This is a genomic window from Roseivirga ehrenbergii (genome assembly GCF_001593005.1).
Classification (GTDB): domain Bacteria; phylum Bacteroidota; class Bacteroidia; order Cytophagales; family Cyclobacteriaceae; genus Roseivirga; species Roseivirga ehrenbergii.
Window position 1 is genome coordinate 332,053 of sequence record NZ_LQZQ01000001.1, and the last position, 24,603, is coordinate 356,655.

Annotated in this window: 26 protein-coding genes; 17 read left to right on the plus strand and 9 right to left on the minus strand. The window is 39.8% G+C overall.

The window, feature by feature from the left end; genetic code table 11:
• Window positions 1–38: 38 nt before the first annotated feature.
• Entirely contained in the window at window positions 39–1,283 is a 1,245-nt protein-coding gene (locus tag MB14_RS01510) for an ABC transporter permease (RefSeq protein ID WP_062587949.1), read from the minus strand.
• Window positions 1,284–1,582: 299 nt separating this feature from the next.
• On the opposite strand from MB14_RS01510, the gene queA reads away from it, so the two are divergent.
• Window positions 1,583–2,629: a tRNA preQ1(34) S-adenosylmethionine ribosyltransferase-isomerase QueA gene (queA, locus tag MB14_RS01515; protein ID WP_062587951.1), complete on the plus strand. Its 1,047-nt coding sequence runs from the start codon at window positions 1,583–1,585 to the stop codon at window positions 2,627–2,629.
• An 89-nt stretch (window positions 2,630–2,718) separates the two neighbouring features.
• Here the strand turns inward: queA and MB14_RS01520 are convergent, their stop codons facing one another.
• Window positions 2,719–3,027 carry a hypothetical protein gene (locus MB14_RS01520; protein ID WP_062587953.1) on the minus strand — a complete coding sequence of 103 codons (309 nt, stop codon included), beginning with the start codon at window positions 3,025–3,027 and terminating at the stop codon, window positions 2,719–2,721.
• A 94-nt stretch (window positions 3,028–3,121) separates the two neighbouring features.
• Here MB14_RS01520 and MB14_RS01525 point away from each other — a divergent pair, with 94 nt between their 5' ends.
• The 6 genes from MB14_RS01525 to MB14_RS01550 are packed head-to-tail and all read left to right on the plus strand — an operon-like array spanning window position 3,122 to window position 8,888.
• Window positions 3,122–3,787, plus strand: a complete 666-nt coding sequence (locus MB14_RS01525) for a 2-C-methyl-D-erythritol 4-phosphate cytidylyltransferase (RefSeq protein ID WP_062587956.1) — start codon at window positions 3,122–3,124, stop codon at window positions 3,785–3,787.
• Window positions 3,788–3,842: 55 nt separating this feature from the next.
• On the plus strand, window positions 3,843–4,619 hold the full coding sequence (locus MB14_RS01530; RefSeq protein ID WP_062587958.1) for a 3-keto-disaccharide hydrolase: 777 nt from the start codon (window positions 3,843–3,845) through the stop codon (window positions 4,617–4,619).
• A 32-nt stretch (window positions 4,620–4,651) separates the two neighbouring features.
• Entirely contained in the window at window positions 4,652–5,890 is a 1,239-nt protein-coding gene (locus tag MB14_RS01535; protein WP_062587960.1) for a nucleoside permease, read from the plus strand.
• Complete coding sequence (locus MB14_RS01540; protein WP_062587962.1) at window positions 5,887–7,044, plus strand: Gfo/Idh/MocA family protein; 1,158 nt, start codon at window positions 5,887–5,889, stop codon at window positions 7,042–7,044. Before MB14_RS01535 ends, MB14_RS01540 begins: the two co-directional genes overlap by 4 nt.
• The gene (locus MB14_RS01545) at window positions 7,031–8,080 is read left to right on the plus strand and encodes a sugar phosphate isomerase/epimerase family protein (protein ID WP_062587965.1); all 1,050 of its coding nucleotides are present in this window, start codon (window positions 7,031–7,033) and stop codon (window positions 8,078–8,080) included. Before MB14_RS01540 ends, MB14_RS01545 begins: the two co-directional genes overlap by 14 nt.
• 1 nt (window position 8,081) lies before the next feature.
• A complete protein-coding gene (locus MB14_RS01550) occupies window positions 8,082–8,888 on the plus strand; it encodes a 3-keto-disaccharide hydrolase (RefSeq protein WP_375596892.1) in 807 nt (268 codons plus the stop codon).
• A 290-nt stretch (window positions 8,889–9,178) separates the two neighbouring features.
• On the opposite strand, the gene MB14_RS01555 is transcribed toward MB14_RS01550, so the two are convergent.
• Entirely contained in the window at window positions 9,179–9,394 is a 216-nt protein-coding gene (locus MB14_RS01555; RefSeq protein ID WP_062587967.1) for a response regulator transcription factor, read from the minus strand.
• 210 nt (window positions 9,395–9,604) lie between these two features.
• On the opposite strand from MB14_RS01555, the gene MB14_RS01560 reads away from it, so the two are divergent.
• From MB14_RS01560 to MB14_RS01570, 3 genes are read left to right on the plus strand one after another with little or no spacing between them, the layout of a single operon-like run.
• Window positions 9,605–10,096, plus strand: coding sequence for a hypothetical protein (locus tag MB14_RS01560; protein ID WP_062587969.1), 492 nt, complete (start codon window positions 9,605–9,607; stop codon window positions 10,094–10,096).
• Window positions 10,096–11,853 (plus strand): tetratricopeptide repeat-containing sensor histidine kinase, encoded by a 1,758-nt coding sequence (locus MB14_RS01565; RefSeq protein WP_084375920.1) that lies wholly within the window; start codon window positions 10,096–10,098, stop codon window positions 11,851–11,853. Before MB14_RS01560 ends, MB14_RS01565 begins: the two co-directional genes overlap by 1 nt.
• On the plus strand, window positions 11,846–12,493 hold the full coding sequence (locus MB14_RS01570; protein ID WP_062587973.1) for a response regulator: 648 nt from the start codon (window positions 11,846–11,848) through the stop codon (window positions 12,491–12,493). Before MB14_RS01565 ends, MB14_RS01570 begins: the two co-directional genes overlap by 8 nt.
• Window positions 12,494–12,535: 42 nt before the next feature.
• Here the strand turns inward: MB14_RS01570 and MB14_RS01575 are convergent, their stop codons facing one another.
• From MB14_RS01575 to MB14_RS01590, 4 genes are all read right to left on the minus strand, one after another.
• Window positions 12,536–13,159 (minus strand): gluconate 2-dehydrogenase subunit 3 family protein, encoded by a 624-nt coding sequence (locus MB14_RS01575; protein ID WP_062587976.1) that lies wholly within the window; start codon window positions 13,157–13,159, stop codon window positions 12,536–12,538.
• Window positions 13,160–13,162: 3 nt separating this feature from the next.
• Window positions 13,163–14,917: a GMC family oxidoreductase N-terminal domain-containing protein gene (locus MB14_RS01580; RefSeq protein WP_062587978.1), complete on the minus strand. Its 1,755-nt coding sequence runs from the start codon at window positions 14,915–14,917 to the stop codon at window positions 13,163–13,165.
• A gap of 185 nt (window positions 14,918–15,102) precedes the next feature.
• On the minus strand, window positions 15,103–15,324 hold the full coding sequence (locus MB14_RS01585; RefSeq protein ID WP_015329640.1) for a DUF2795 domain-containing protein: 222 nt from the start codon (window positions 15,322–15,324) through the stop codon (window positions 15,103–15,105).
• Window positions 15,325–15,448: 124 nt separating this feature from the next.
• Window positions 15,449–16,687, minus strand: coding sequence for a DUF349 domain-containing protein (locus tag MB14_RS01590; RefSeq protein WP_062587981.1), 1,239 nt, complete (start codon window positions 16,685–16,687; stop codon window positions 15,449–15,451).
• 104 nt (window positions 16,688–16,791) lie between these two features.
• Here MB14_RS01590 and ettA point away from each other — a divergent pair, with 104 nt between their 5' ends.
• Complete coding sequence (ettA, locus tag MB14_RS01595) at window positions 16,792–18,471, plus strand: energy-dependent translational throttle protein EttA (protein WP_062587983.1); 1,680 nt, start codon at window positions 16,792–16,794, stop codon at window positions 18,469–18,471.
• A 74-nt stretch (window positions 18,472–18,545) separates the two neighbouring features.
• On the opposite strand, the gene MB14_RS01600 is transcribed toward ettA, so the two are convergent.
• A complete protein-coding gene (locus MB14_RS01600; RefSeq protein ID WP_062587985.1) occupies window positions 18,546–18,950 on the minus strand; it encodes an OsmC family protein in 405 nt (134 codons plus the stop codon).
• A gap of 61 nt (window positions 18,951–19,011) precedes the next feature.
• Between MB14_RS01600 and MB14_RS01605 the strand changes: the two genes are divergently transcribed.
• Window positions 19,012–19,740, plus strand: coding sequence for a hypothetical protein (locus MB14_RS01605; protein ID WP_062587986.1), 729 nt, complete (start codon window positions 19,012–19,014; stop codon window positions 19,738–19,740).
• Window positions 19,741–19,807: 67 nt separating this feature from the next.
• Window positions 19,808–20,689, plus strand: a complete 882-nt coding sequence (gene lipA, locus MB14_RS01610; RefSeq protein ID WP_053223562.1) for a lipoyl synthase — start codon at window positions 19,808–19,810, stop codon at window positions 20,687–20,689.
• A 48-nt stretch (window positions 20,690–20,737) separates the two neighbouring features.
• Here lipA and MB14_RS01615 read toward each other — a convergent pair whose 3' ends face one another.
• A complete protein-coding gene (locus MB14_RS01615; RefSeq protein ID WP_132644099.1) occupies window positions 20,738–21,268 on the minus strand; it encodes a hypothetical protein in 531 nt (176 codons plus the stop codon).
• Window positions 21,269–21,542: 274 nt separating this feature from the next.
• Here MB14_RS01615 and MB14_RS01620 point away from each other — a divergent pair, with 274 nt between their 5' ends.
• The 4 genes from MB14_RS01620 (at window position 21,543) to MB14_RS01635 (ending at window position 24,603) form a co-directional block, all read left to right on the plus strand.
• Window positions 21,543–22,757 (plus strand): DUF7477 domain-containing protein, encoded by a 1,215-nt coding sequence (locus MB14_RS01620; protein WP_132644100.1) that lies wholly within the window; start codon window positions 21,543–21,545, stop codon window positions 22,755–22,757.
• A 113-nt stretch (window positions 22,758–22,870) separates the two neighbouring features.
• Window positions 22,871–23,122: a 30S ribosomal protein S20 gene (rpsT, locus tag MB14_RS01625; protein WP_053223559.1), complete on the plus strand. Its 252-nt coding sequence runs from the start codon at window positions 22,871–22,873 to the stop codon at window positions 23,120–23,122.
• A gap of 115 nt (window positions 23,123–23,237) precedes the next feature.
• Window positions 23,238–23,927 (plus strand): RadC family protein, encoded by a 690-nt coding sequence (radC, locus tag MB14_RS01630; protein WP_062587992.1) that lies wholly within the window; start codon window positions 23,238–23,240, stop codon window positions 23,925–23,927.
• A 58-nt stretch (window positions 23,928–23,985) separates the two neighbouring features.
• Window positions 23,986–24,603: a DUF1684 domain-containing protein gene (locus MB14_RS01635; RefSeq protein WP_062587994.1), complete on the plus strand. Its 618-nt coding sequence runs from the start codon at window positions 23,986–23,988 to the stop codon at window positions 24,601–24,603.

Consider the following 24,603-nt stretch of genomic DNA (forward strand, 5'->3'; position numbering starts at 1 on the left):
GCAATTCGGCCTTTTTTTATATCTTAATTTTCAAGTGACTACCCAGCTCTCATGGCTTCTACAGGATCTAATCGAGCTGCTTTGGCGGATGGTACAATACCAGACACTACACCAATAACAGACGACACCACTACACCAAGTAGTATATTTTTAAAGCTTAATGCAATTTCTAATCCACCAGTTGGAATAAAGGTGAGCAGGTAGACAATTAAAACCCCCGTGACTCCTCCAATCAGACAGAGGAAAATGGCTTCAAACAGAAACTGAAAAAGGATAAAATAGTTCTTTGCCCCTAACGACTTCTGAATTCCAATGATTTTGGTCCGTTCTTGTACCGAAACGAACATAATATTCATAATACCAAAGCCTCCTACCAGAATTGAGAAACCACCGATAATCCAGCCCGCATACCCTACAATATCAAATACTTGACCGATGGCATCGGCAATGGCTTCTGGCCTGTTTAACGCAAAATTAGATTCTTCTTTCGGCTTCAAACCTCTTACTTTTCTTAGCATCCCTTCCATTTCATTCTGAAGTTCAACCAAGCCAATATCTTCCACATACCCTTTGGCAGCTATTGTTGGGCTCACACCAAACCTTCCCACGTAAAACATCTTGGTAAACATTTTATAAGGAATGTAAATTCTTTCATCGCTACTAGGCGTACCCAAAAGGCTCTTTCCTTCCTTGGCCAATACACCAATTACTACCAATTTCTGACCTCGGGTAGTAATGCTCTTACCAATGGGGGATTCATAAGGAAATAGCGATTTTGCCACCTCATCTCCGATAATGGTTACATTCCGCCCTCCTTCAATTTCTTGTGAAGTAAAATAACGCCCATTTAGAATATCAACTTCATATACATCTTTGTATTCGTTGCTAATTCCATAAATGTTGATGCTATTAATACTGCTACTTTTATACTTCATGGTGCTACTTCGTGTACCATAAAAAGTAACATGACTGGCGTTCTTTAAATTCGACTTTAAAAACTCAAACTCGTCATAAGTATTTGAAGGCCTTCTGAAGTAGATATAAAACGGAACGTTAGGGTCGCGCTCCACAAAATTCATTTTATCTACACTCACTACATTCGAACCCAAAAAGGAAAAACTGTCCTTAATATTTTTCTCTAGAGAATCTACTACTGTAAACACCGCTATAATCAGCATAATACCAATAGTTACTCCCAATAAGGAGAGCATTGTTCTAAGTAAGTTGGTTGACAGTACTTGCCAAGCGAACCTAATGCTTTCCCCAAGTAGCTTTAAAAACATTCCCACGTGTTGCTTATTTTAAATTAGTGACTTCTGTAGTTTCTTAACAAACGCAAAGAATCGAAAAAAGTAAACAGCTATCAACGCATTTTGGTTAAAAAGATCATTCTTGTTAGTGATCGGACATTTGTGCGCCTGAATGGCCAGACCTATTTGAGCAAAAGTAAAAAGAGCTAGTTGCTTCTCGGTCGTATATACGGTTACGTAATTATATACGCACCTCACCTATGACACTCAGCCATTTATTATTATCTTTGCCAGCTATTTGAAAAAACGCAATTAACGCTAGTATATAAAGAATGAAGTTATCAGCATTTAAATTCGAGCTTTCTGAAGATAAGATTGCAAAGTATCCTACCGAAAACAGAGACGAGTCAAAATTAATGGTTTTGCACCGCGATACAGGAGAGATCGAGCACAAGATGTTCAAGGATATTGTGGACTATTTTGACGAAGGTGATGTGCTGGTGAACAACGACACCAAAGTTTTTCCTGCTCGCCTTTATGGCCAAAAAGAAAAAACAGGGGCTAAAATTGAGGTTTTCTTGCTAAGAGAACTTAATCAAGAAATGCATCTATGGGATGTTCTTGTAGATCCTGCGAGAAAAATACGAGTAGGTAATAAACTCTATTTTGGCGAGGGCGAATTAGTGGCCGAAGTAATCGACAACACTACTTCAAGAGGTAGAACGATTCGTTTCCTTTTTGATGGAACAGATGAAGAGTTTTACAAAACCATCGATACTTTAGGTGAAACACCGCTTCCGCGAACCATTCCGAGAGAAACGGAACCTGAAGACAGAGAGCGTTTCCAGACTATATACGCTAAGAATATAGGTGCGGTAGCGGCTCCGGTAGCAGGCTTGCATTTTACAAAACAAGTAATGAAACGCTTAGAGATTAAAGGTGTTGATATTGCTTCAATAACACTCCATATTGGCTTAGGTACTTTCCGTCAAGTTGATGTTGAAGACCTAACAAAGCACAAAATGGATTCTGAAAACTATGCCATTCTTCAATCTACAGCCGATGCAGTAAACAAGGCTTTAGACAATAAGAAAAGGGTATGTTCAGTAGGAACCACATCAATGCGTGCATTGGAATCATCAGTTTCAGCTGGTGGTCGATTAAAAGCCAATGAAGCCTGGACTGACAAATTCATTTTCCCAGAATATGAATTTAAGATCTGTAACGCTTTGATTACAAACTTCCATTTGCCAGAATCTACTTTGCTAATGCAGGCAGCAGCTTTTGGCGGATATGAAAAAACAATGAACGCCTACAAAGTAGCTCAAAAAGAAGGGTATAGATTCTTCAGCTATGGCGATGCCATGTTGATTATTTGATAGTAAATAGATATTAGACGCTAGATTTTAGATTCTAGATAAAACATGAAAGCCTTCTTTGGTATTTACCAAGGAAGGCTTTTCTATTATTAAAAGAGCTTGTCTACTTCGGTTTGCTGTTTTTCAAAGGCGTCCAACTCACCTTTGTATTTTTTGAGCTGGTAATTGGTTCTGCCAAAGCGAACCACTGTCATAAGAAAAGCTACAATCGCACCCCTAGCCATAACCTTCAACAAATCATTGGCCGTATGCCCTTCCATAGTGAATCCGTAAAAGGCAAACTCTATTAATCCGAGTATCAAAGCGAACACAATTGTAAACACAACCAACTGCAAAGGCCATTTGCTCTTTTGCCTTTTCTCTAAAAGTAATTGACGAAGTTTTTTATCTGTAATCATATTCACTAAATTCTGCCCTTGAATAAACCCATTGATACAGAGATAAACATTTCTGAGTTAATGAGCAATTAATTCGTTTTCGTAAATTTCAGATATGCAAAAATACGCCATCATAGTAGCTGGGGGCAGTGGTACCCGAATGAAGTCTGATATTCCTAAGCAGTTTATTGATATTGGTGACAAGCCCATTCTGATGCACACCATTGAAGCTTACGTTTCGGCCTTTGCAAGTTTAAAGTTGATTTTAGTGCTGCCCGAAATTCAAGTTCCGTTTTGGAGAGGGCTTTGTGAAAAGCATAAATTCACTATCAAGCATCAAATTGTCAATGGAGGCAATAGCCGTTTTCAATCTGTAAAAAATGGGCTTAACGCGATTCACGGTAATGGCTTGGTAGCGATTCATGATGGAGTCCGCCCTTTTGTTTCCACCGAAATCATTAAAGAATCATTCAAAGTAGCCGCAGATAAAGGAAATGCAATAACCAGTGTTCCTCTGAAAGACTCCATTCGATTTATAGAAGGTGAAAACAACAAGGTTGTCGATAGAAGCCAATTTCAACTTATTCAAACCCCTCAAACTTTTCAGATTCAACTGATTAAAAAGGCTTTCGAAGTAAAAGAAGACCACGCATTTACGGATGATGCCTCAGTATTAGAACACATGGGTGAAAAAATCAACCTGATTGAGGGGGATTATAAGAACATCAAAATCACCACCACTGAAGATTTAATTATGGCAAACGCCATTCTGAACGGATAATTTCCGGTTGAAATGGTGTAGAAAATCATTAACTTATTGGCTTAATTTTTTCGATGTGAAGCACCTTCAACTAACACTTTTACTCGCCATTATTGTCATCGCATCTTCTTGCCAAAAAGAAGAAGAATGGATCGAGTTATTCAACGGTAAAGATTTAACAGGCTGGACACCCAAAATTCGGGGCTACGAGGCTGGTGACAATTTCGGAAATACTTTTAGGGTAGAGGACGGAATGATAACCGTGGCCTACGATGAATATGATACTTTTAATAATCGATTTGGCGTACTGTTCTACGAAAAGCCCTTTTCAAAATATTTATTGCATATCGAATACCGATTTATTGGCGAGCAAGCTAATGGGGGAGAAGGTTGGGCCACCAGAAACAGTGGTGTGATGCTCCACTCTCAATCTGCCGAAAGTATGGGCCTCAATCAGGATTTCCCGATTTCTTTAGAAGCCCAATTTTTGGGCGGCCTAGGCAACGGCCCTCGCCCAACCGGCAACCTTTGTACTCCTGGTACTCATGTAGAAATGGAAGGCAAGCTGATCACTCGACATTGCCAAACCATAGAAGGCCCCACATTTGATGGCGACCAATGGGTAAGCATAGACTTGCTGGTAATGGGCGATGAATACATTGCGCATATTGTGGAAGGCGATACGGTCATTCAATACTCCAAGCCCATTGTAGGTGATGGAATGGTGACTGGCTTTAAACCAGAAGCGAAAGTAAATGACACTCCACTGACCAAGGGTTATATCGCGCTACAAAGCGAAAGTCATCCCATTCAATTCAGGAAAGTGAGCATTAAAGATTTATCGAAAGATTAATACCTTGTACTACTCAATCTAATTTACCAACTATGAATACAAGCAATTCTGGCATCACCACACGCCTCAGCGTTATGATGTTTCTACAATTTTTCATCTGGGGAGGCTGGTTTGTGACCCTCGGCACTTTTTTAGGCAATAATATTAATGCCACAGACGGCCAAATTGCCCAAGCTTTTTCAACTCAATCGTGGGGAGCAATCATAGCTCCATTTATCATTGGCTTAATTGCAGACCGATATTTTAATGCTGAAAAAATTCTGGGCCTGCTACACCTAGCCGGAGCCGTATTAATGTATTTAATGGCAGAAACGACCGAATTCGAAGTTTTCTATCCTTATGTACTCGGTTATATGGTACTATACATGCCCACATTGGCTTTGGTAAACTCAGTAGCCTTCAGAACTATGAGTGATCCTTCAAAGCAGTTTTCTAGAATTAGAGTTTGGGGAACAATTGGGTGGGTTTTAGCAGGACTCGTAATCAGCTTTGTGTTTTCTTGGGATTCGCAAGAAGCAATTGCTGAAGGCATGTTGAAAAACACTTTTCTGATGACGGCAATCGCATCGGCCATTTTGGGAGTATTCAGTTTTACATTACCTAAAACACCTCCACGAGTTGAAAAAGGTGAGAAAATAACCCTAAAAGAAATTCTCGGGCTAGATGCCCTTAAGCTTTTAACGAATAAGAACTTCGCTGTATTCTTCTTTTCATCTGTGCTTATCTGTATTCCACTGGCCTTCTATTATCAAAACGCCAATCCGTTTCTGGCCGAAATTGGAGTAAGTAACCCAACGGGAAAAATGACCATTGGCCAAATTTCAGAAGTATTATTTATGCTCCTGCTTCCGATTTTTCTTAAAAAATATGGCATCAAAAAGACCTTACTTTTCGGAATGTTAGCTTGGGCGCTACGCTATGTGCTATTTGCTTTCGGCAACTCAGAAGAGCTTGTTTTCATGCTGATTACTGGAATTGCCTTACATGGTATTTGCTACGATTTCTTCTTTGTTTCGGGTCAAATTTATACCGATTCAAAAGCGGGAGAGAAATTCAAGAGTTCAGCGCAAGGCCTTATTACCTTGGCCACTTATGGTGTAGGTATGTTGATCGGCTTTTGGGTGGCTGGTCAAATCTCTGAATTCTATACCGTTGGCGATGTGCATGAGTGGAAGAACATCTGGCTATTACCAGCAGGCTTTGCCGTATTGGTATTCTTGATTTTTGCAGCCACTTTCAAAAACGAAGAAATACACTACGAAGAAAAATGAGCCAAAATAAAATCAAACTAGGCATGATTGGGGGCGGTAGCAGCTCTTTTATTGGCCTTACGCATCGAATAGCGGCTACTATGGGTGAAAATTTCACTCTAGTTGGGGGCGCCTTCGAAAGAGACCATAATAAGGCACTGGATTTTGCCAAAACCTTAGGGCTTGATTTGTCAAGGTGCTATGCGAATATTGACGATTTTATTGCGGGTGAAAACGCCTTACCAAAGTCTAACAGAATTGAAGCGGTTGTGATTGTCACGCCCAACTTCCTTCACTATACTATGGCCAAGCAATTAATTCAAGCGGGCTTTCACGTTATTTGCGAAAAACCAGTAACCAATACTGCTGCCCAGGCTATTGAATTAGAGCAGTTGGTAACCAAACATAAAGTAGTCTTTGCCTTAACGCATACTTATACAGGCTACCCTATGGTGCGCCAAATGAAAACCATGATTGCTGAAGGCATGATTGGTGACATTCAAAAAGTAGATGCGCAATATTACCAAGGTTGGATCAACCCTGTCATCCACGATAAGGAAAAACGCAAAAGCGTTTGGCGATTAGACCCCGAAAAAGCGGGACAAAGTTGCTGCATGGGCGATATTGGGGTACATGCTTTCAACATGATTGAATACACCACAGGTTTAAAAACCACCAAAGTACTTTCTGACTTAAGCACACTCTACAACGACAACCCTTTAGATATTGACGGAACGGCTTTATTGTGTTTTGAAAATGGCGTTCGAGGAATGGTAAGGGCTAGTCAAATTGCTACGGGAGAAGAAAACAATCTCAAAATTGCGGTTTACGGTCGAAAAGGAGCGCTTAAATGGGAGCAAGAAAACCCCAATTACCTTTACTTCTTACAAGAAGACAAGCCCGTTCAGGTTTTCAAACCGGGTCATGTTTATAATAGTGATTTCGCCAAAGAAAGCACAAAAATGGCGCCTGGCCACCCAGAAGGAATTTTTGATTCTATGGCCAATATTTACAACGGAGCAGCAAAAGCCATTCGAGCTGAGGCATATCAAAAAGGTGCTTTCCCTACGATTCATGATGGCGTAAGAGGAATGAAATTTATAGAAGCGGTTTTGGAATCTACCCAAAACGGAAATAGTTGGACAGAAATAGTGGATGAGCATGAAGACAATTAAAGGACCCGCCATTTTTTTGGCACAATTTGCAGACGATAAAGCCCCTTTCAATTCTTTAGATAGCATTGCGAAATGGGCGAGTGATTTAGGTTATAAAGCCGTTCAGATTCCTACTTGGGATGCACGCTTGATTGACCTTGACAAAGCTGCCGAAAGCAAAACTTATTGTGACGAACTGAAAGGCACTTTGGCCAACCATGGCTTAGAAGTCAGTGAACTTTCTACTCACCTGCAAGGACAATTGGTGGCCGTTCATCCTGCATATGAAGAACTCTTTAAGGGCTTTGCACCAAAAGGAATGAACGCCAAACAACGAAATGTTTGGGCAATAGACCAAGTGAAAAAAGCGGCTGTGGCTTCTAAGAATTTGGGGTTAAAAGTTCATGCTTCGTTTTCAGGCGCATTGCTTTGGCCCTATTTCTATAATTGGCCGCAACGTCCTGCTGGTTTAATCGAAAAAGGGTTTGCGGAACTCGCTAACCGATGGTTGCCTATTCTGAATCATTTTGATGAAAACGGAGTCGACCTTTGCTATGAAGTGCATGCTGGCGAAGATCTTCATGATGGTATTAGCTTCGAAATGTTTTACGAGGCTACCGGGAAACACAGCCGTGTAAAAATGCTTTACGACCCTTCTCATTTTGTGCTTCAGCAATTGGATTACTTGACTTACATCGACCATTACCATGAGTTCATTGGCATGTTCCATGTAAAAGATGCCGAGTTTAACCCAACAGGAAAATCAGGAGTTTATGGCGGTTATCAAGATTGGCGAGAACGACCAGGACGGTTCCGTTCGATTGGCGATGGACAAGTAGATTTCCAAAGCATTTTCTCCAAACTGACCCAACATGGCTATGATGGCTGGGCAGTATTAGAATGGGAGTGCTGCATTAAATCGCCTGAGCAAGGCGCAAGAGAAGGCGCTCAATACATTGATCAATTCATTATTGAAGCCACAGAAAAAAACTTTGATGATTTCGCAGATTCTGGAATTAGCGATGAAGAATTTAAAAAACTATTAGGTCTAGAATAACATGAAAAGAACCCAAACCAACGCTCCTTATCCTATTTTGGCTTTTTCTCAAAAATGGATTACCAAAGCATTTGTAGGAACACATGCCTTTGCAGTGATTATCTTTTTACTGACACAAATGTCGGCTTCTGCGCAAATCACCGACCCAAAAGCCACAGAAGTGTGGGAGCCCGTTCCTCAAAAAGTAAACCCAGCAAAAAATGGAGGCGCTCCTTCCGATGCCATTGTGCTTTTTGATGGCTCAAACCTCAATGCATGGAAATCTCGCAACGAAGATAAACCAGCAGGCTGGAAAGTAGAAAACGGTTATATGGAAGTAGCAAGGGGCGCTGGCGACATTATGACCAAAAAGGCGTTTGGTGATATTCAATTACATATAGAATGGAGTGCTCCTACCGAAATAGTGGGCGAAGGCCAAGGCCGAGGAAATTCTGGTGTTTTCTTACAGGAGCGCTACGAGGTGCAAATTTTAGACAGTTACGTAAGCAAAACCTATTCAAATGGACAAGCCGGTTCAATTTACAAACAGAGCATTCCGTTGGTAAATGCTACTGCAGCCCCAGGCGAATGGAATGTTTACGACATCATCTATAAAGCTCCACAGTTCAATAAGGACGGCATGAAAGTGGCCGATGGTTATGTGACCGTTATCCATAATGGAGTTGTAATCCAAAACCATCAAAGACTTTTGGGCACTACAGAATACATTGGCTTTCCTAAAAACCCAGCCCATGGCGATGGCGCTATTATTCTGCAAGACCACGGAAACCCAGTAAGGTTTCGAAATATTTGGCTAAGAGAACTATAAAAAGTGAGGGCATCTTCGGAAGAAAATGCCCTCTGTGGTTGATTGGTTGAGGATGTCCTGTCAAACACCTCGGCTCCCTATTCTCACACTACTAAGAATAGTTTTCTTAAAAAATCGAAGTCACCAAGATTGAGACAAGCACTGTTATTAATAAAAACAGTTCAAAATTGGCGTTAACCGTCTTTATAATATTTCCAAACGGAGCAAGTTGCTTTCGCAACTCCTTCGATCCATTGGAATTATTGGTTTTCTTTCCCGTAAAAATCGATTGTGACTCAGTCATAATATTATTATTGTATAATTCCTGTCCTCATGCATTTCACTACCAAATCGGTTGTATTTCGTGCTTCCGATTTCCTCAGAATATTTTTCCGATGAGTTTTCACCGTGTCTACCGACACAAACAATTCATCAGCAATTTCTTTAGCGCTATTTCCCTCAGCCAAAAGGTTAATAATCTCGAATTCCCTGGCCGTGAAATCCAAACGTAGTTCTAGGTGGTGCATAAGTCTCTGATTTAGTATTTCAAAGTACACCAAACCTCTGCCCGATTCTATCAAGGTTTTAGACTGAAAAAAAAACTAGTGGTTTTCCGCTAGACGAAGTTTATATTGGGTTCAAGAATGACTTCAACTTGTATGTATATCAAGTGTATGAAAATATCTTCTAGTAAAATCATTCGCTAAAACACTGAAAATCAACCAAAACTATTCAACATGAAAGCTGAGAAAATACCCAAAATTCCAATGGGGTATGAAATGGAAACATTCAAGGATTTGCCCAAAGATGTTATCACCCATATGCCTTTTATTATTTTCGCCCCAAACAGACCTGTAATTGGCGGTGAAGTTTATGTTCCAATGCATTTTTTGTACATTTTCAAAAACCTAGATGTATTTAGTCAAGAAGGTTATGAAAATGGCCATGTTTTCGATGAAATGCCTCCTGACTCCACCCTAACTTTTAAGTCAAAATTTAATGAAGAAGTAGGTTATTCTGTAATTAGAATGACTTATTATTTCAATGTAAAACTTGGGCGTGAAACCCTAAAGTTTAAGATGAACATAAGCGAATCGGATAAAGTCAAATACAACTTAGCCAATAGAGATAACAGACTGCCTTTAGCTAATGGCGTTTCGATGGCATTTATGCCTGAGTTCTTTACAGAGGAGTGTGATGTTAATATTCCCCCTCCACCAACAGCCTAATGTCTAGATTTGTAAATAGGATATTCATAGGTGTAATCGCTTTAATGGTGATTACACCCTTCCTTTCTTTTGGCCAATCGCAAAAAACCGACAGCCTAAAGGAAAATTACACCCAAAATAAGCAGCCAAGTACCGCCATTGAATTGGCTGAAATATTTACACTAACCAATACCGATTCTGCACTTTACTTTCTACAACAGGTAGATAAAAGATCGCTTTCTGAAGTTGACAGAATTCATTTCGAAAAGGTAAAAGGCAGATTTTTTACAGTTACTAGCCAGTATGACAGCGCTGTTTTGGTTTATACTGGCTTATTGAGAATTCTGGAAGGAAAGCCGGAACACATAGGGTTAGAGGCCGATATTTTAGATAATATTGGTGGAGTTTACCTAACCCTTAGAGAAAACGACCAATCACTCGATTTTATCAATCGGGCTAAAAAAATCAGGGAAGAAAACAGACTAGCATCTGAACTTTACAAATCTCACTACTCGCTGGGGAACTTCTTATTCAGAACCGGAAAAAGCAGAGAAGCAGTCGATAATTACCGTAAGAGTTTAACGCTATTAAACGAGAAAAGCGATATCAATTTTCAGGCAAACCTAAACTACATGATGGGTACCGCCTATAACATATTGAAGCAAAATGATAGCTCCATATATTTTCTTCTTAAGGCCAAAACCATTTATGACCAAACCAATCAGGTAGTTTCTCAAATCAATACGGCAAACTCCATTGCTCAAGCCATGATTAATGAGCAACGATTTTCCGAAGCCATTCCTTTATTGGAAAATAACATTAAGCTGCTAGCGTCAAACGGAGATTGGCAGAAATACATGGCCGCCTACTCACAGCTTTCTAAAGCATACGAAGGGCTAGAGGATTATAAAAATGCATTGGCATATCAAAAATTACGGTACGACACTGTAGTAGGATTTTTAGCAAAACAAAGAACAGAGTCCGTAGCCAAAATCACGGAAGATTACAGAACCGATAAACAGCTGGATGAGGCAGAAGAAACAGCCATATGGGCTACCCAAAGGGCTAAAATTTTCGGAGGAATTGCCATCGGTTTAATCATGCTTCTGATTATCAGCTACCTTCTTTTCTTAAGAACCATTCAACGCAAAAAGTTGGAAAACCTAAGGGCAATGGTTTTGGGTGAAGAAAATGAAAGAAAGCGTGTAGCCAAAGATTTACATGATGGAATCGGTGTTCTGCTTACCAGCGTAAAAATGCGTTTAAGTAATTTTGAAGATAAGGTAGAAGACAAAGATGCTTTTCAAAACTCGCTAGGCCAAATTGATAATGCCTGTTCGGAAGTACGCAGAATTTCGCACAATATGGTTCCTGCCAGCTTAAGCAAATTAGGCTTAGAAGAAGCCATGCTCGATCTTTTTGACAATGTAACCGCTTCATCTCAAATTGAAATTCAAGAAAAGTTAAGTTATGAAGAAGGCGATTTTGAAGAGTCTAGTGAAGTACTAATTTATCGAGTAATTCAAGAACTAGTAAACAACACTCTTAAGTACGCACAGGCTTCTAGCATTCAAATTGAAATGAAAAAAATCAAAGACGAATATATTATTGAGTACAAAGACAACGGAATTGGCTTTGACAAAACCAAAGTTAAAAATGGAATTGGACTCAAGAGCATCGCTTCTCGAATTGATATTTTAAAAGGGAAGCTCACATTTGATAGTACAGAAGGAAATGGCGTAAGCTTCAAAATAAATATTCCGTTACAACATGGATAAAATTAAAATCTTAGTAGCAGACGATCATCAAGTAATTATTGACGGCTTAGAAGCCATCATTAGCACTACCGAGCATCTTGAGTTTATAGGCGGGGCATCGAACGGAAAAGAAGTGATTTCTAAAGTAAAATCTCAGCCTGTTGATTTAATATTGATGGACATCAACATGCCTGAAATGGACGGTTTGGAATGCACAGCATACCTCAGCAAAAACTACCCTAACATTAGGGTAATTGCATTGAGCATGCATGACAACCCTAGGCTTGCCAAACGCATGATTAAAAATGGAGCCTTTGGCTTTCTGCTCAAGAATTCGAGCAAAGCCAATATTCTAACAGCTATATCGGAAGTAATGCAGGGACGAAATTTCTTCGATCCTATGCTGATGTCTACCTTTTTTGATGCGGATAATAAAAAAACATCGAGCAGTTTTTCAAAAAAGGACTTACTCACCAAGCGCGAAATTCAGATCATTCAACTGATATGCCAAGAAAAAACCACAATTGAAATAGCTGACGAGCTTTCTATCAGTACCCACACCGTAGAAAGTCACCGAGGAAATATTATGCTGAAGTTAGAACTCAAAAACTCAGTCGGCCTTGTAAAATGGGCGATTCAAAACGAGGTGATTGAGCTTTAATGGAATAAAAAATTCCGCCCCAAAAAGAGCGGAATTAAATTCTTAAACATTCGACCAAGCCTTTTGACCGGGTTCGTAAGGAATACAGCCTTCATATTTACCAGGAATAGGATCATATGCCATCACTTCTTTCCCTACTAATTCTGAAGAAAAATAACTCCAAATGGTAGAATCCACCACGTTCGTCACAAAATAGGTTTCCACAAATACATCGTCTTTCTCTCCTTCTTTTCTGAATTCAGCTCGGTAGTTTCTCAGAATATCCTTGTCAGCCTCATACTTGTCAAAGTAGCTATTAATAGCCTCCGTCATTTGTTCGGTGGTTGCCTTATCAAAACTCACCTCCTGATTTGCGTTAAAATTAGCCACAAAAACATTGAGTCCTCTCTTGAAATATTCCGCTTCACGGTTTCTGTAAATATTGGCTAAAGCTGAATCCAAGTGACTTGGCACTCCGGCTTCAATAGCGCCTGGCGTACTCGTTTTGGGCATAATTCCTTCACAAACCTTCCCCAATTGGCTTGCCTCTTCGGGGCTGAGGTACACAGGTTTCCAATCTAGCTCAGCGGCAGAAGAACAACCCTGCAATGCGCCAAAGAAAACCGTAGAGGTAAACAAAGCCATCGATCCGAATCCTAAGTTTTTTAATGCTTCTCTTCTTTCCATGGTTTATAAATTTCCTTTTTGAATTTGATCTGCAGCGTAATTGGCGGCTCTAGCCGAAAAGGCCATATAGCCCAAAGATGGATTGTGGCATGCCGATGAAGTCATAAATGAGCCATCCGTTACGAAAACGTTCTTACACGCATGAATCTGATTCCACTTATTCAGTACCGAAGTTTTAGGGTCGTGCCCCATTCTTGCTGTTCCCATTTCATGAATTCCTAAGCCCATATTTGGCCCGTTGTCATAAGTGCTTACATTTTTAAAACCTGCTGCTTCTAACATTTCAGCGCCAGAGGCCGCCATGTCTTTTCGCATTTCGTATTCGTTTTCATGAAAATTACCCGCATCAAAAATCACTTGTGGTAAACCCCAAGCATCGAGGTTTTCATAATCTAATCGCATATGGTTTTTATGCTGCGGAAGCGTTTCGCCAAAGCCCATAAAGCCAATCGTCCAGCCTCCGGGAGTCATCCAAGCATCTTTTACCGCTCCTCCAACTCTTTTATTGTTCATTTCAGCAATGTTTCTGCCCCAACCTTGGCGAGAAGCACTGCCTTGATATCCATAGCCTCTAACAAAGTTTTTAACATCGGAACTTCCTCCCAAATTTCTAAACCGAGGAATATAAAGCCCATTAGGCCTTCTGCCTTTGTAGTATTTGTCTTCATAGCCTTCTACCCTTGCGCTCGCTCCAACACCAAGGTGGTGGTCCATAATGTTATGGCCTAATTCTCCGCTATCATTTCCTAAGCCATTGGGGAAACGCTCGCTTTTCGATTGCATTAAAATGGCTGCCGAAGCAATGGCCGAAGCACATAAGAAAATGACTTTCGCATAAAATTCCGTTTGCTCCTTAGTGTTTTGGTCAATAACCCTAACGCCTGTGGCCTTTCCGGTTTTATCATCATAAATCACCTCGCTCACAATTTGATCGGTAACTACAGTGAGGTTTCCTGAAGCCACACCAGCAGGCAAAGTAGACGAAAGGCTAGAAAAATAACCACCATACGGACAACCTCGCATACAGCGATTTCGCATCAAACATTGGCTCCTAGCTCCAGGGTTCTTATGATCGGGCTGATTAACATTTAGCGCTTCAGTAAGGTGTGCTGTTCGGCCTACTGTAACCCAGCGGTTATTCCATTTACTTTCTACCGCTTTCTGAAAATCTTTTTCCACGCAGTTCATTTCCATTGGGGGAAGAAACTCTCCATCAGGCAATTGCTTAAACCCACGTTTCTCGCCACTCACGCCAATGTACCGTTCTACATAGTCATACCAGGGCTTAATGTCTTTGTACCGAACTGGCCAATCTACCCCAAAACCATCTTTAATATTGGCTTCAAAATCTATATCGCTCAAGCGGTAACTTTGGCGCCCCCAAGTGATGGATCGGCCGCCCAAGTGGTAGCCTCGCATCCAATCGAAACGTGTGTTTTCTTCTTGGTATGGATGTTCTGAATCTTTGACAAAGAAATGACGATGAGCTACATTGGTGGTATAGCCTGTCCTATCTTGTTTAGGATAATCCTTCTCAATAATTTCTGGATTGGTTCTACCGCGGTTGGGAAGATCCCAAGTGTCCATGTTGGCAGTGTGGTAGTCTTTGATATGCTCAATTTTTCGGCCACGTTCTATTACTACAGTTTTAAGGCCTTTTTCACTGAGCTCTTTTGCCGCCCAACCTCCACTTACACCAGACCCAACCACTATGGCATCGTAAGTTCGCTGTTCCTTAGACTTTAGGTTTAGATTCATTCAATTTCTTTTTATTTCAAAAAATAGTGCGGTCGAACCAATGTGGGTTTTACTGACCGACTAGAAATATAAGAATTATCAATCGTAATCTCAGCGATTATCATCCAGAAGGAAAAGCCTACTTAATTTTTCAAGTGGCTAAAAAGCATGAAGCAAAAAAAACCCCGAATTACCGGGGTTGATTTTCAATATTCATCTTCGTTAAAAAAGAAATCGTCTTTTGTTGGATAGTCAGGCCATATCTCTTCGATACTTTCATAAGGCTGACCATCGTCTTCTAATTCTTGGAGGTTTTCAACCACCTCAAGTGGGGCTCCAGACCTGATTGAAAAGTCAATCAATTCATCTTTAGTCGCAGGCCAAGGGGCGTCTTCCAAGTAAGAAGCTAGTTCAAGTGTCCAATACATTTCTTATCTTTTTTAATGGCGTGCAAAAGAATGAATTAAACTCTAAAAATCAAACCTATGCACCTAATTATTTTATTATTAAAAACAAGGCTATTTTGAAAATGCAACTAGCTGAATTATAAAGCTATGCACCAGCTTTAAACTGCCTCAAAATCTCTTCTTTTACTTTTACCTTCCTTTCTTGGAGTTCAAGCTTACCGCCAATCAGCTTATCAAGCCCCGAACTTGTGTTGAACTTATCCAAATTCTCTTGAAAAGTGGAAAGTTCATTTTTATCTCGGTTGAGTAAATCGTAAATGATTTTTAGCCTAAGTCTTTCTTTATCAGCTTCGTTTTGCTTGCCCTTAAGTTTCTTATGAAGTAAGCTTTCGATGAACTGCTTTTCAGCAATTTGGTCTGTCAAAAACAGAAATTCAGCCTGAAGTTCATTCATTTCTACCCTTCCAACCGGCCCTAAGTTTTTCCACTGCTCTCTAAGTGACTTAACATTAGCATTTGGGGTAATACTCTCATTCAGAACAGCCAACTCTTTCAAAAAAGCAGAACGACTCTCTAGATTCTCCTTTTTATTACCTGTGTTGACTTTTGCTTTTCCGTCTTTTTTAGCTTTGGCTAAAGCTCCTTTGATTATCGTTTGAAATTGATTCCAAAAATCGGTGCGGACATCCGCTTTAATTCTACCTAGATCTTTCCATTCTTCTTTTAGCGTTCTGATTTTCTCAACCAAAACAGAATAGCTTTCAATCTCTTTTATCTTTTTTGCTTCCTCTAAAAAATCCTGATAATTGGCTTCTTTTTCTTTCATCATTTTTTCGAGGTCGGCATAAAAAGCAGCCCTTCTCTCAAAAAAACCATCAAGTAGTGTCTTAAACGTTCCTTCTATTCTTTCTTTCTCAGCATCGTCAACCGCACCAGTCTTAATCCATCTGCGCTGTACCTCTTTTACTTCCGCTGTTGCCGATTTCCATTCGCTGCTTTTTACTGCTTCTTCCAGTTCAGCCAACAATGCCGTTTTTATTTCCAGATTTTTTAATCGGTTCTGCTGAATAAAGCTATTTAGCTGCTCTTCCAACAAATTCAATTTTTGATAAAGGGATTCAAAGTCGCCAATGGCATCAAAGTCATGCAAAGTTTCTTTAAGGTGAAGTACCTTCATTAGGTAAGAACCTTTATTTTCAGTTGCATTAATTTTCTCTTCTACCTCATTTACTTTGGCCTGTGCTAAAGCAAATCGCTCCGTATAATAAAGCATAGCGGCCTCTTCGGTTTCTTTCACTTCCCCGATCTCCTTATCTGTATAATCGAGAAATGCTTTTCTGAAAACCTTGCCTTCTTTGATAAACCCGTATTCCTTTTCTTCCAAAACGCTAAGATTGAATTTTGCCCGAAATTAGCTAAATAACCCAAGAGAGAAATTCCCAAGCAGAATTTTTAGCATATTTGCTCCAAAATAGAACGATACAGACTATGAGTGACGAAAAAATTATTTTTTCAATGGCTGGGGTCAACAAGATTTACCCCCCACAAAAGCAAGTCTTAAAAAATATCTACCTCTCGTTTTTCTACGGAGCAAAGATTGGTGTGCTTGGACTTAACGGTTCGGGTAAATCTTCTCTACTTCGCATTATTGCTGGTGTAGACACAGAATACCAAGGCGAAGTGGTTTTCTCACCAGGTTATAGTGTGGGAATGCTAGAGCAAGAGCCTCAGCTTGACCCGAATAAAACGGTAAAACAGGTAGTAGAAGAAGGTGCTAAAGAAACTGTTGATTTACTGAACAAGTTTGAAGAAATCAACGCGAAATTCGCTGACCCTGAAATCCTTGACGATCCAGACAAAATGAACAAGCTGATTGAAGAGCAAGGAAAAGTTCAGGAAAAACTAGATCACATCAACGCTTGGGATTTAGACAGCCGACTTGAAAGAGCCATGGATGCATTAAGAACCCCTCCATCAGATGCTTCAATTAAAAACCTTTCTGGGGGAGAAAAAAGAAGAGTTGCCTTGTGTCGCTTATTGATTCAAGAGCCTGATGTATTATTGCTCGATGAGCCTACCAACCACTTGGATGCCGAATCTGTGCATTGGCTTGAGCAATATTTACAGCGCTATAAAGGAACTGTAATTGCCGTAACTCACGACCGTTACTTCCTTGATAACGTAGCCGGATGGATTCTTGAACTCGACCGAGGTGAAGGAATTCCATGGAAAGGAAATTACTCTTCGTGGCTCGACCAAAAACAAACCCGTTTAGCTGGTGAAGAAAAAACTGAATCGAAAAGGCAGAAAACATTACAGCGCGAGTTGGAATGGGTAAGAATGTCGCCTAAAGGAAGACAAGCTAAAGCCAAAGCACGTTTGAGCGCTTATGACAAACTACTAGGTCAGGAGGGCAAAGAAAAAGAAGCAAAATTGGAACTTTACATTCCGCCAGGAGAAAGATTAGGTTCGAAAGTGATTGAAGCACATAATGTAGCAAAAGCTTTCGGAGATAAACTTTTATATGAGAACCTGGAATTCTCACTTCCTCAAGGAGGTATTGTAGGGATTATTGGTCCGAACGGTGCTGGTAAAACTACCCTTTTCAACATGATTACGGGAAAAGAAACACCAGATCAAGGTGAATTCATTGTTGGGCCTACAGTAGACATCGCTTATGTAGACCAAGAGCATGATAATCTCGACCCTAACAAGTCGGTTTGGGAAGTAATTACTGGAGGAAATGAATTGATTACGCTCGGAGGAAAGGAAATAAACTCTAGGGCCTACGTGAGTAAATTCAACTTTAACGGAACAGACCAAAATAAAAAGGTAGGGCAGCTTTCTGGTGGAGAAAGAAACCGAGTGCACTTAGCGTTAACTCTTAAACAAGGCGCTAACCTCTTATTATTAGATGAACCTACTAACGACCTTGATGTAAATACACTAAGAGCATTGGAAGAAGGTTTGGATAACTTTGGTGGTTGCGCTGTAATTATCTCTCACGATAGGTGGTTCTTAGATAGAATCTGTACGCACATTCTAGCTTTTGAAGGTAACTCTCAAGTTTATTGGTTCGAAGGTGGATATTCAGAATATGAAGAAAACCGTAAGAAACGATTAGGAGATACTGGACCAACCAGAATTAAATATAAGAAACTGAGTTAATCGGTTTTCAATCATAAAAAATGCCTCATTGATAATCAATGAGGTATTTTTATTTCTAAGCATGCGATATCCACTTAGAAATGAAACTCGATAGATTGTTTAAGGTCTTCACGCAAGCTTAGCGCAACTGGGCATGTCAAACCAATGTTCTTTATCCACGCCCTGTCTTTGTCAGACAACGTACAATTCTCCCAAAAGAAATCCATTTTAATTTCGGAAATTCTACGAGGGTTCGCGCTCATTATCTTTGTCGATTCCACATTCATTCCTTCCATGTTTAAACCCTTTTGCTCTCCAGCAATGGCCATAACGGTCATCATACAACTACCCAATGCAGCCGCCACAAGGTCGGTAGGTGAAAATGCTTCTCCTTTTCCATTATTATCTACAGGTGCATCAGTAACAATACCGTTTCCAGATTTAACATGAACGGCTTCGGTACTCAGGTTTCCTGTATATTTCGATTTCACTGTAATCATAAACTAAGCAGTATTTTTTTTCGTTAATTTAGCAATCTCAAACAGAGCTACAACGCCAAGTATGCAAATTAGTGTCAAAGTTTTCACAGTCGTCTTGTTATTATTTATCTGTAACACTGCTTTTAGTCAGTCGGGCTTTGGCTTTGACACGAGGATCGAAGACGAGAATTATGAAATTGAAAATGTTTTTGGTGGCTCACATGCCTCGAACAGTGGCCTCATCAGCTCTCTGTTTTGGAGGCACTCAAACTCATTTGACAAGAAAAATTTAGCGCACTATGGCATTGAGTTGGCCAATACTCGCCACCCAAGAGAATCGCGCCAAACCACAATTACAGGAAGTAGCTTTGTAATTGGAAAATCTAACTACCTCATTTCTATTCGTCCTTATTACGGAAGAGAAAAAGTGCTCTTTCAAAAATCACCACAGCAGGGCGTAAGGGTTTCTGCTATGGCTTCCGCAGGCCCTACAATTGGCTTAGAAGCCCCTTACTATGTAAATTATAGAGGGAGAAAAGAACAGTATGACCCAAACATACATTCGGTAAACAACATTAACGGAACCTCTAGCCCATTAAAAGGGCTCTTTGAGTCTAATATTGTTCCAGGACTTCACCTTAAAACATCTATGACCTTCGAAACCAATTCCACAAAAAGTAGGGTTTTTGGTATTCAAGCGGGCTTTGTAGTAGAGGCTTTCACCCGTAAGATCAATATACTTCCAGAAGCCGAAGGTAAAAGTGTTTACTCTGCTGCTTTTATTGCTGTTTATTTTGGGAAAAGAAGATAGGCTACTTTCATACCATTTTGGAACCTTTGAGTTACCTTTGTGGTATTGTTAGTCAGAGCAAAAAAGGATGATTGAACTACCAGTAATTTCCAAAGAAAAAGAAACCAGAAGAAAAAAACCGGATTGGTTGCGTGTTAAACTCCCTATTGGAGAAGAATATGCCAAAGTCCGCAAGCTGGTTGATCAATATAAACTTCATACCATTTGCGAAAGTGGCAATTGCCCAAACATGGGTGAATGTTGGGGAGCCGGCACGGCCACCTTTATGATATTGGGCAATGTATGTACCAGGAGCTGTTCTTTTTGTGCAGTAGCCACAGGCAGACCGCCAGAGTACGATACCGAAGAGCCTAAAAGAGTAGCTGAAGCTATTAAGCTGATGGGAGTTAAGCATGCAGTACTTACTTCGGTAAATAGAGATGAGCTTAAAGATCGAGGCGCTGAAATCTGGTACCAAACGGTAGTAGAAACTAAAAAACTAAGCCCAGAAACAACCATAGAAACGCTTATTCCTGATGTAAAAGGAAACTGGGATGCATTATATAGAATGATTGATGCAGGTCAGGAAGTGGTTTCGCATAACATGGAAACTGTTGAAGAACTGTATAGAAGAGTTCGCCCACAAGCCAAATATGCAAGAAGCTTAGAAGAATTGAAACGCATTAAAGAATATGGTAAGCGTTCAAAATCAGGTGCCATGTTAGGTTTAGGCGAAACTGACGAACAGGTTTTCAGGCTAATGGACGACTTGGCGGAAGTAAAGCTAGACATCTTGACTTTAGGTCAGTACTTGCAACCTACCAAAATGCATCACGAAGTAATTGAATACGTTCACCCTGATAAATTCGAGTTCTTTAAAGAAGAAGGCTTAAAACGGGGGATTAAATATGTAGAATCTGGCGCATTGGTCAGATCATCTTATCACGCAGAAAGACACGTTCACGTATAATAAAAGAGGCGCCAATGGCGCCTCTTTTCATTTATCAATTGTCTACTTTTAAAAAACCCTGATCCACACACCAGGTACCCAAATTCGAACACCACCTATAACGCTATAGCGGCCCTCTTGCCATCTATGATAATCTCTTCGAACAGTCCAGTGGCCCTGTACCCAAACATCTCTTCTGAGCCTTCTATTGTATTCCCAATAACCATTTACCCAAATATGTCTGCTGCTAGGAGCGGCACTTCTGTACACCACATTTCGTCTTCCGTTTCTAAAGTCGTAGTCATAATATGAATTATCAACTCTCCTCCATCCATTATCTCTTCTGGCATCTGAATAGCGATAACCATTATTTCTAACTACCACTTTCTTGACAACAGTCTCAGTTCTTCCGTTTCTTGTTGTTCTAGTGTTATATACCTTCTTACGATCATCGTTTCTTCCACGATTGTCATCACGTTTTTCAACTTTACTTTTATCTCGGTTGTTGCGGCTATCATTACTTCGCCTCTGAGCCTCTATCTCTCCTTCGGCAAAAAGCCCAACCACCATTATTCCTACAAACAGTATTACTCTTTTCATAACCTTGACATTTAAGTTTTCAACAAGGGTCGACCATTTTATTAATGCATTAACACCCTTCTTTCCATTTCCATGCCAAAAGTTTTTCTCCTACAAAAATCCTTAACTAAGAGGTATTGCTTGAGTGAATTGAACATTCACCCTTCTGCCAATTAAGCCCCATTGTGATGCATGCTGTTATGAATCATAACTTGATTCCGTATGTATTCAAAACAATAAAATATGGAATTTCAGTTTTGAATAAATAAATTTAAGGCTCTACAACAAAAGCAAAATGCGTAAGAATTCATCTCCAATACTCACCCTAGTCATCTTAGTATTGACGGTAAACATAAGTTTTGGACAGTATCATTTAGTAATGACCTATGGTAGCAACATTACAGCTCAGAAATGGAAAACAAGGACTGAATTTCCTAAAGAAGAAATAAGTGATGACTGGGACAACGATTATTATTTATCTAGCCTAAGCTATAATAACAATTTATGGACTGTTATATCATCCAAAACCTCAGATTATAGTTTACAGTCATGGAGAACGCGCGTAGATTTCCCAAAAGATGAAATAACAGAATTATGGGATGCTGGATATGCTATTACGGAGTTAACCTATGGCAATGATGTTTGGGCCTTGGTTATGTCTAAGGGCAGTAGTTACTCTGGCCAAAAATGGTCTACAACCACTGAATTTCCAAAAGATAAGATTAAAGAGTATTGGGATGAGGGAAGAAGCATTATTAAATTGGCTTATGGTCAAGGAAAGTGGGCGATAGTAGGCTCAAAAACCAATAAGATCAGCTTGCAGAAGTGGCGTACTTCCGAAACATTTCCAATAGAAGAAATCGAAGAAAATTTGGCCTTGGGTTACTCAATAACTCAACTAGAATACCTAAATGATTTATGGGTTTTAGTCCTCTCAAAATACACCGACAATCGGTCGCAGGAACTTATAACTTCAGAGAGTTTCCCCAAAGAAGAAATCAGAAAATACTGGGATTCACAATATTACATCACAAATGTTGGATACCAAGAAATTAAACAAGAAGAAATAGTAGAACCAGAACCAGAGTCAATAACCGAGACAACAAAAGCATATAGTGCTCCTGAAAACTCAACAGACCCCAGGATAACAGGTGTATGGAATGGAACAAGTTTGGGGGATACTGAAGAGGTAGAAATAACATTTGAAGACAACAATGTTATCATTATAATTTCGGGTGATGATGTAATGGGAGGTGAAAATTTTGAAATCGAAGATATTCCAGCTGGACTTAATTATGAGTTAAACACAGACGTTATTCCTCACCAAATCGACATTATTTTTACCATGTTCAGTGTTGAGTTCTCTCGAATAAAGGGCATTTTCGAGTTTAGCGGCAAAAATGAAATCATGATGCTTTTATCTGATGACCCCGAAGCAGATAGGCCTAAGGGGTTTACCAGCAAACCTGGAACTGAAACATTCAAACTCACAAAAACATCGAGTAAATAGCGGGTAAAAGTAAAGCTGTTTATTCAGAATAATTTTACTGGCATGTATTTGTTAATATTATTTTAAGACCTATCTTTGCGTCCCGAATTTGAGAAATTGTAAGTAATAAATACATGGCAAATCATAAGTCTGCATTAAAAAGAATACGTTCGAACGAGGCTAAACGATTGAGAAACCGTTATCAGCACAAAACCACTCGTACTTACATCAAGAGATTGAGAGATACTTCAGATAAGTCTGAGGCTCAAGAGTTATTGAAGAAAGTTATTTCAATGGTTGATAAATTGGCAAAGAACAATATCATCCACAAGAACAAAGCTGCCAATAACAAATCAAAATTAACCAAGCTGGTAAACAGCCTTTAAGAGTTAATTATTAACGATACTTGAAACCGAACTCTTCAGGGTTCGGTTTTTTTTGTTGTCCAATATTTAATATTCATTAGCTTTTATTATATTCCGTCTTCCCATTCTAATATAAATGGAAAAAGGACTGAATATTCTTAAATGGGCTGAAGAAGACCGGCCGCGCGAAAAGCTACTTCTAAAAGGCAAGGCCGCCCTGTCTGATGCTGAGTTAATAGCTATTCTTATTGGCTCTGGCTCGCGCGAATTAAGCGCTGTAGACCTTTCTAAAAAAATACTCGCCCATTCCAATCACGACCTCAACACATTAGCCAAACAGTCGGTTACTGAACTTCAACAATTCAAAGGCATTGGTGAAGCAAAAGCCATTTCTATTGTGAGCGCCTTAGAATTAGGCAGAAGGAGAAAATCGTTTGAATCGGAGAAGAAATTAAAAATCACCAATTCAAAAGATGTATATGAGCTGATGAAACCCGAGCTGATGGACCAACCCGTTGAACAGTTTTGGGTAGTCATGCTCAAAAGAAACAATGAGGTAATTCAGAAAAGAGTAATTAGCCTAGGCGGTGTTTCAGGCACGGTAGCCGACCCCAAAGTAATTTTTAAAAGGGCATTGGAAGATTTGGCCTGTGGAATCATCTTAGTTCACAACCATCCATCGGGCAACCTAAAACCTAGTCAAGCAGATATACGGCTCACAGAAAAATTGAAAAACGCGGGAAATCTGCTAGAAATCCCTGTTTTAGACCATATCATTTTTACAGATGATGGATATTACAGCTTCGCTGACGAAAGTTTAATTTAACCCATACTTAAATCAACTTTCCATTTGAGTTTCAGCCTTTTCAACCTTACTTTACAGCATGAAAAGGAGCACTATTTTCGGTATTTTGATTGTTTTGCTTTTAGGTGTAACCGTATTCAACTTTCTCACTGTAGGGGAAAGTTCGAAAGAATACATAGCACGAATTGAAACAGAAAGAAAGGACAAAGACAAGCGTATGCTGGCTTCTAGCTCTCCTTTACTTGAAGAAGACAAAAGAACTTTCACCAAGTTGAATTACTACCCAGTAAACGAAGATTATAAAATCTTGGCACGACTAGTTGAAATCGAAAAGAAGGTGCCAATCTTTATTGCCACAACCACTGGCGAACAAGAAAAATACATTCCATTTGCTCATGCCGAGTTTGAGTTAGAAGGAAAACCACAAAGGCTATTGCTCTACAAAGACTGGGACGATGTTAACCCAAATCGGCTGTTTTTAATGTTTGCCGATGACACCAGCGGTGATGAAACTTATGGAGGTGGCAGATATATTGATTTGATGGAAAATGGCACAAATTCCGTGGTTTTAGACTTCAATACTGCCTATAATCCTTATTGCCATTTCAACCCAGAATATAGCTGCCCCATCCCTCCTGCCGAAAACTTGCTGAAAGTTCCGATTAAAGCAGGCGAAAAGCTCTACAAAAACGACTAA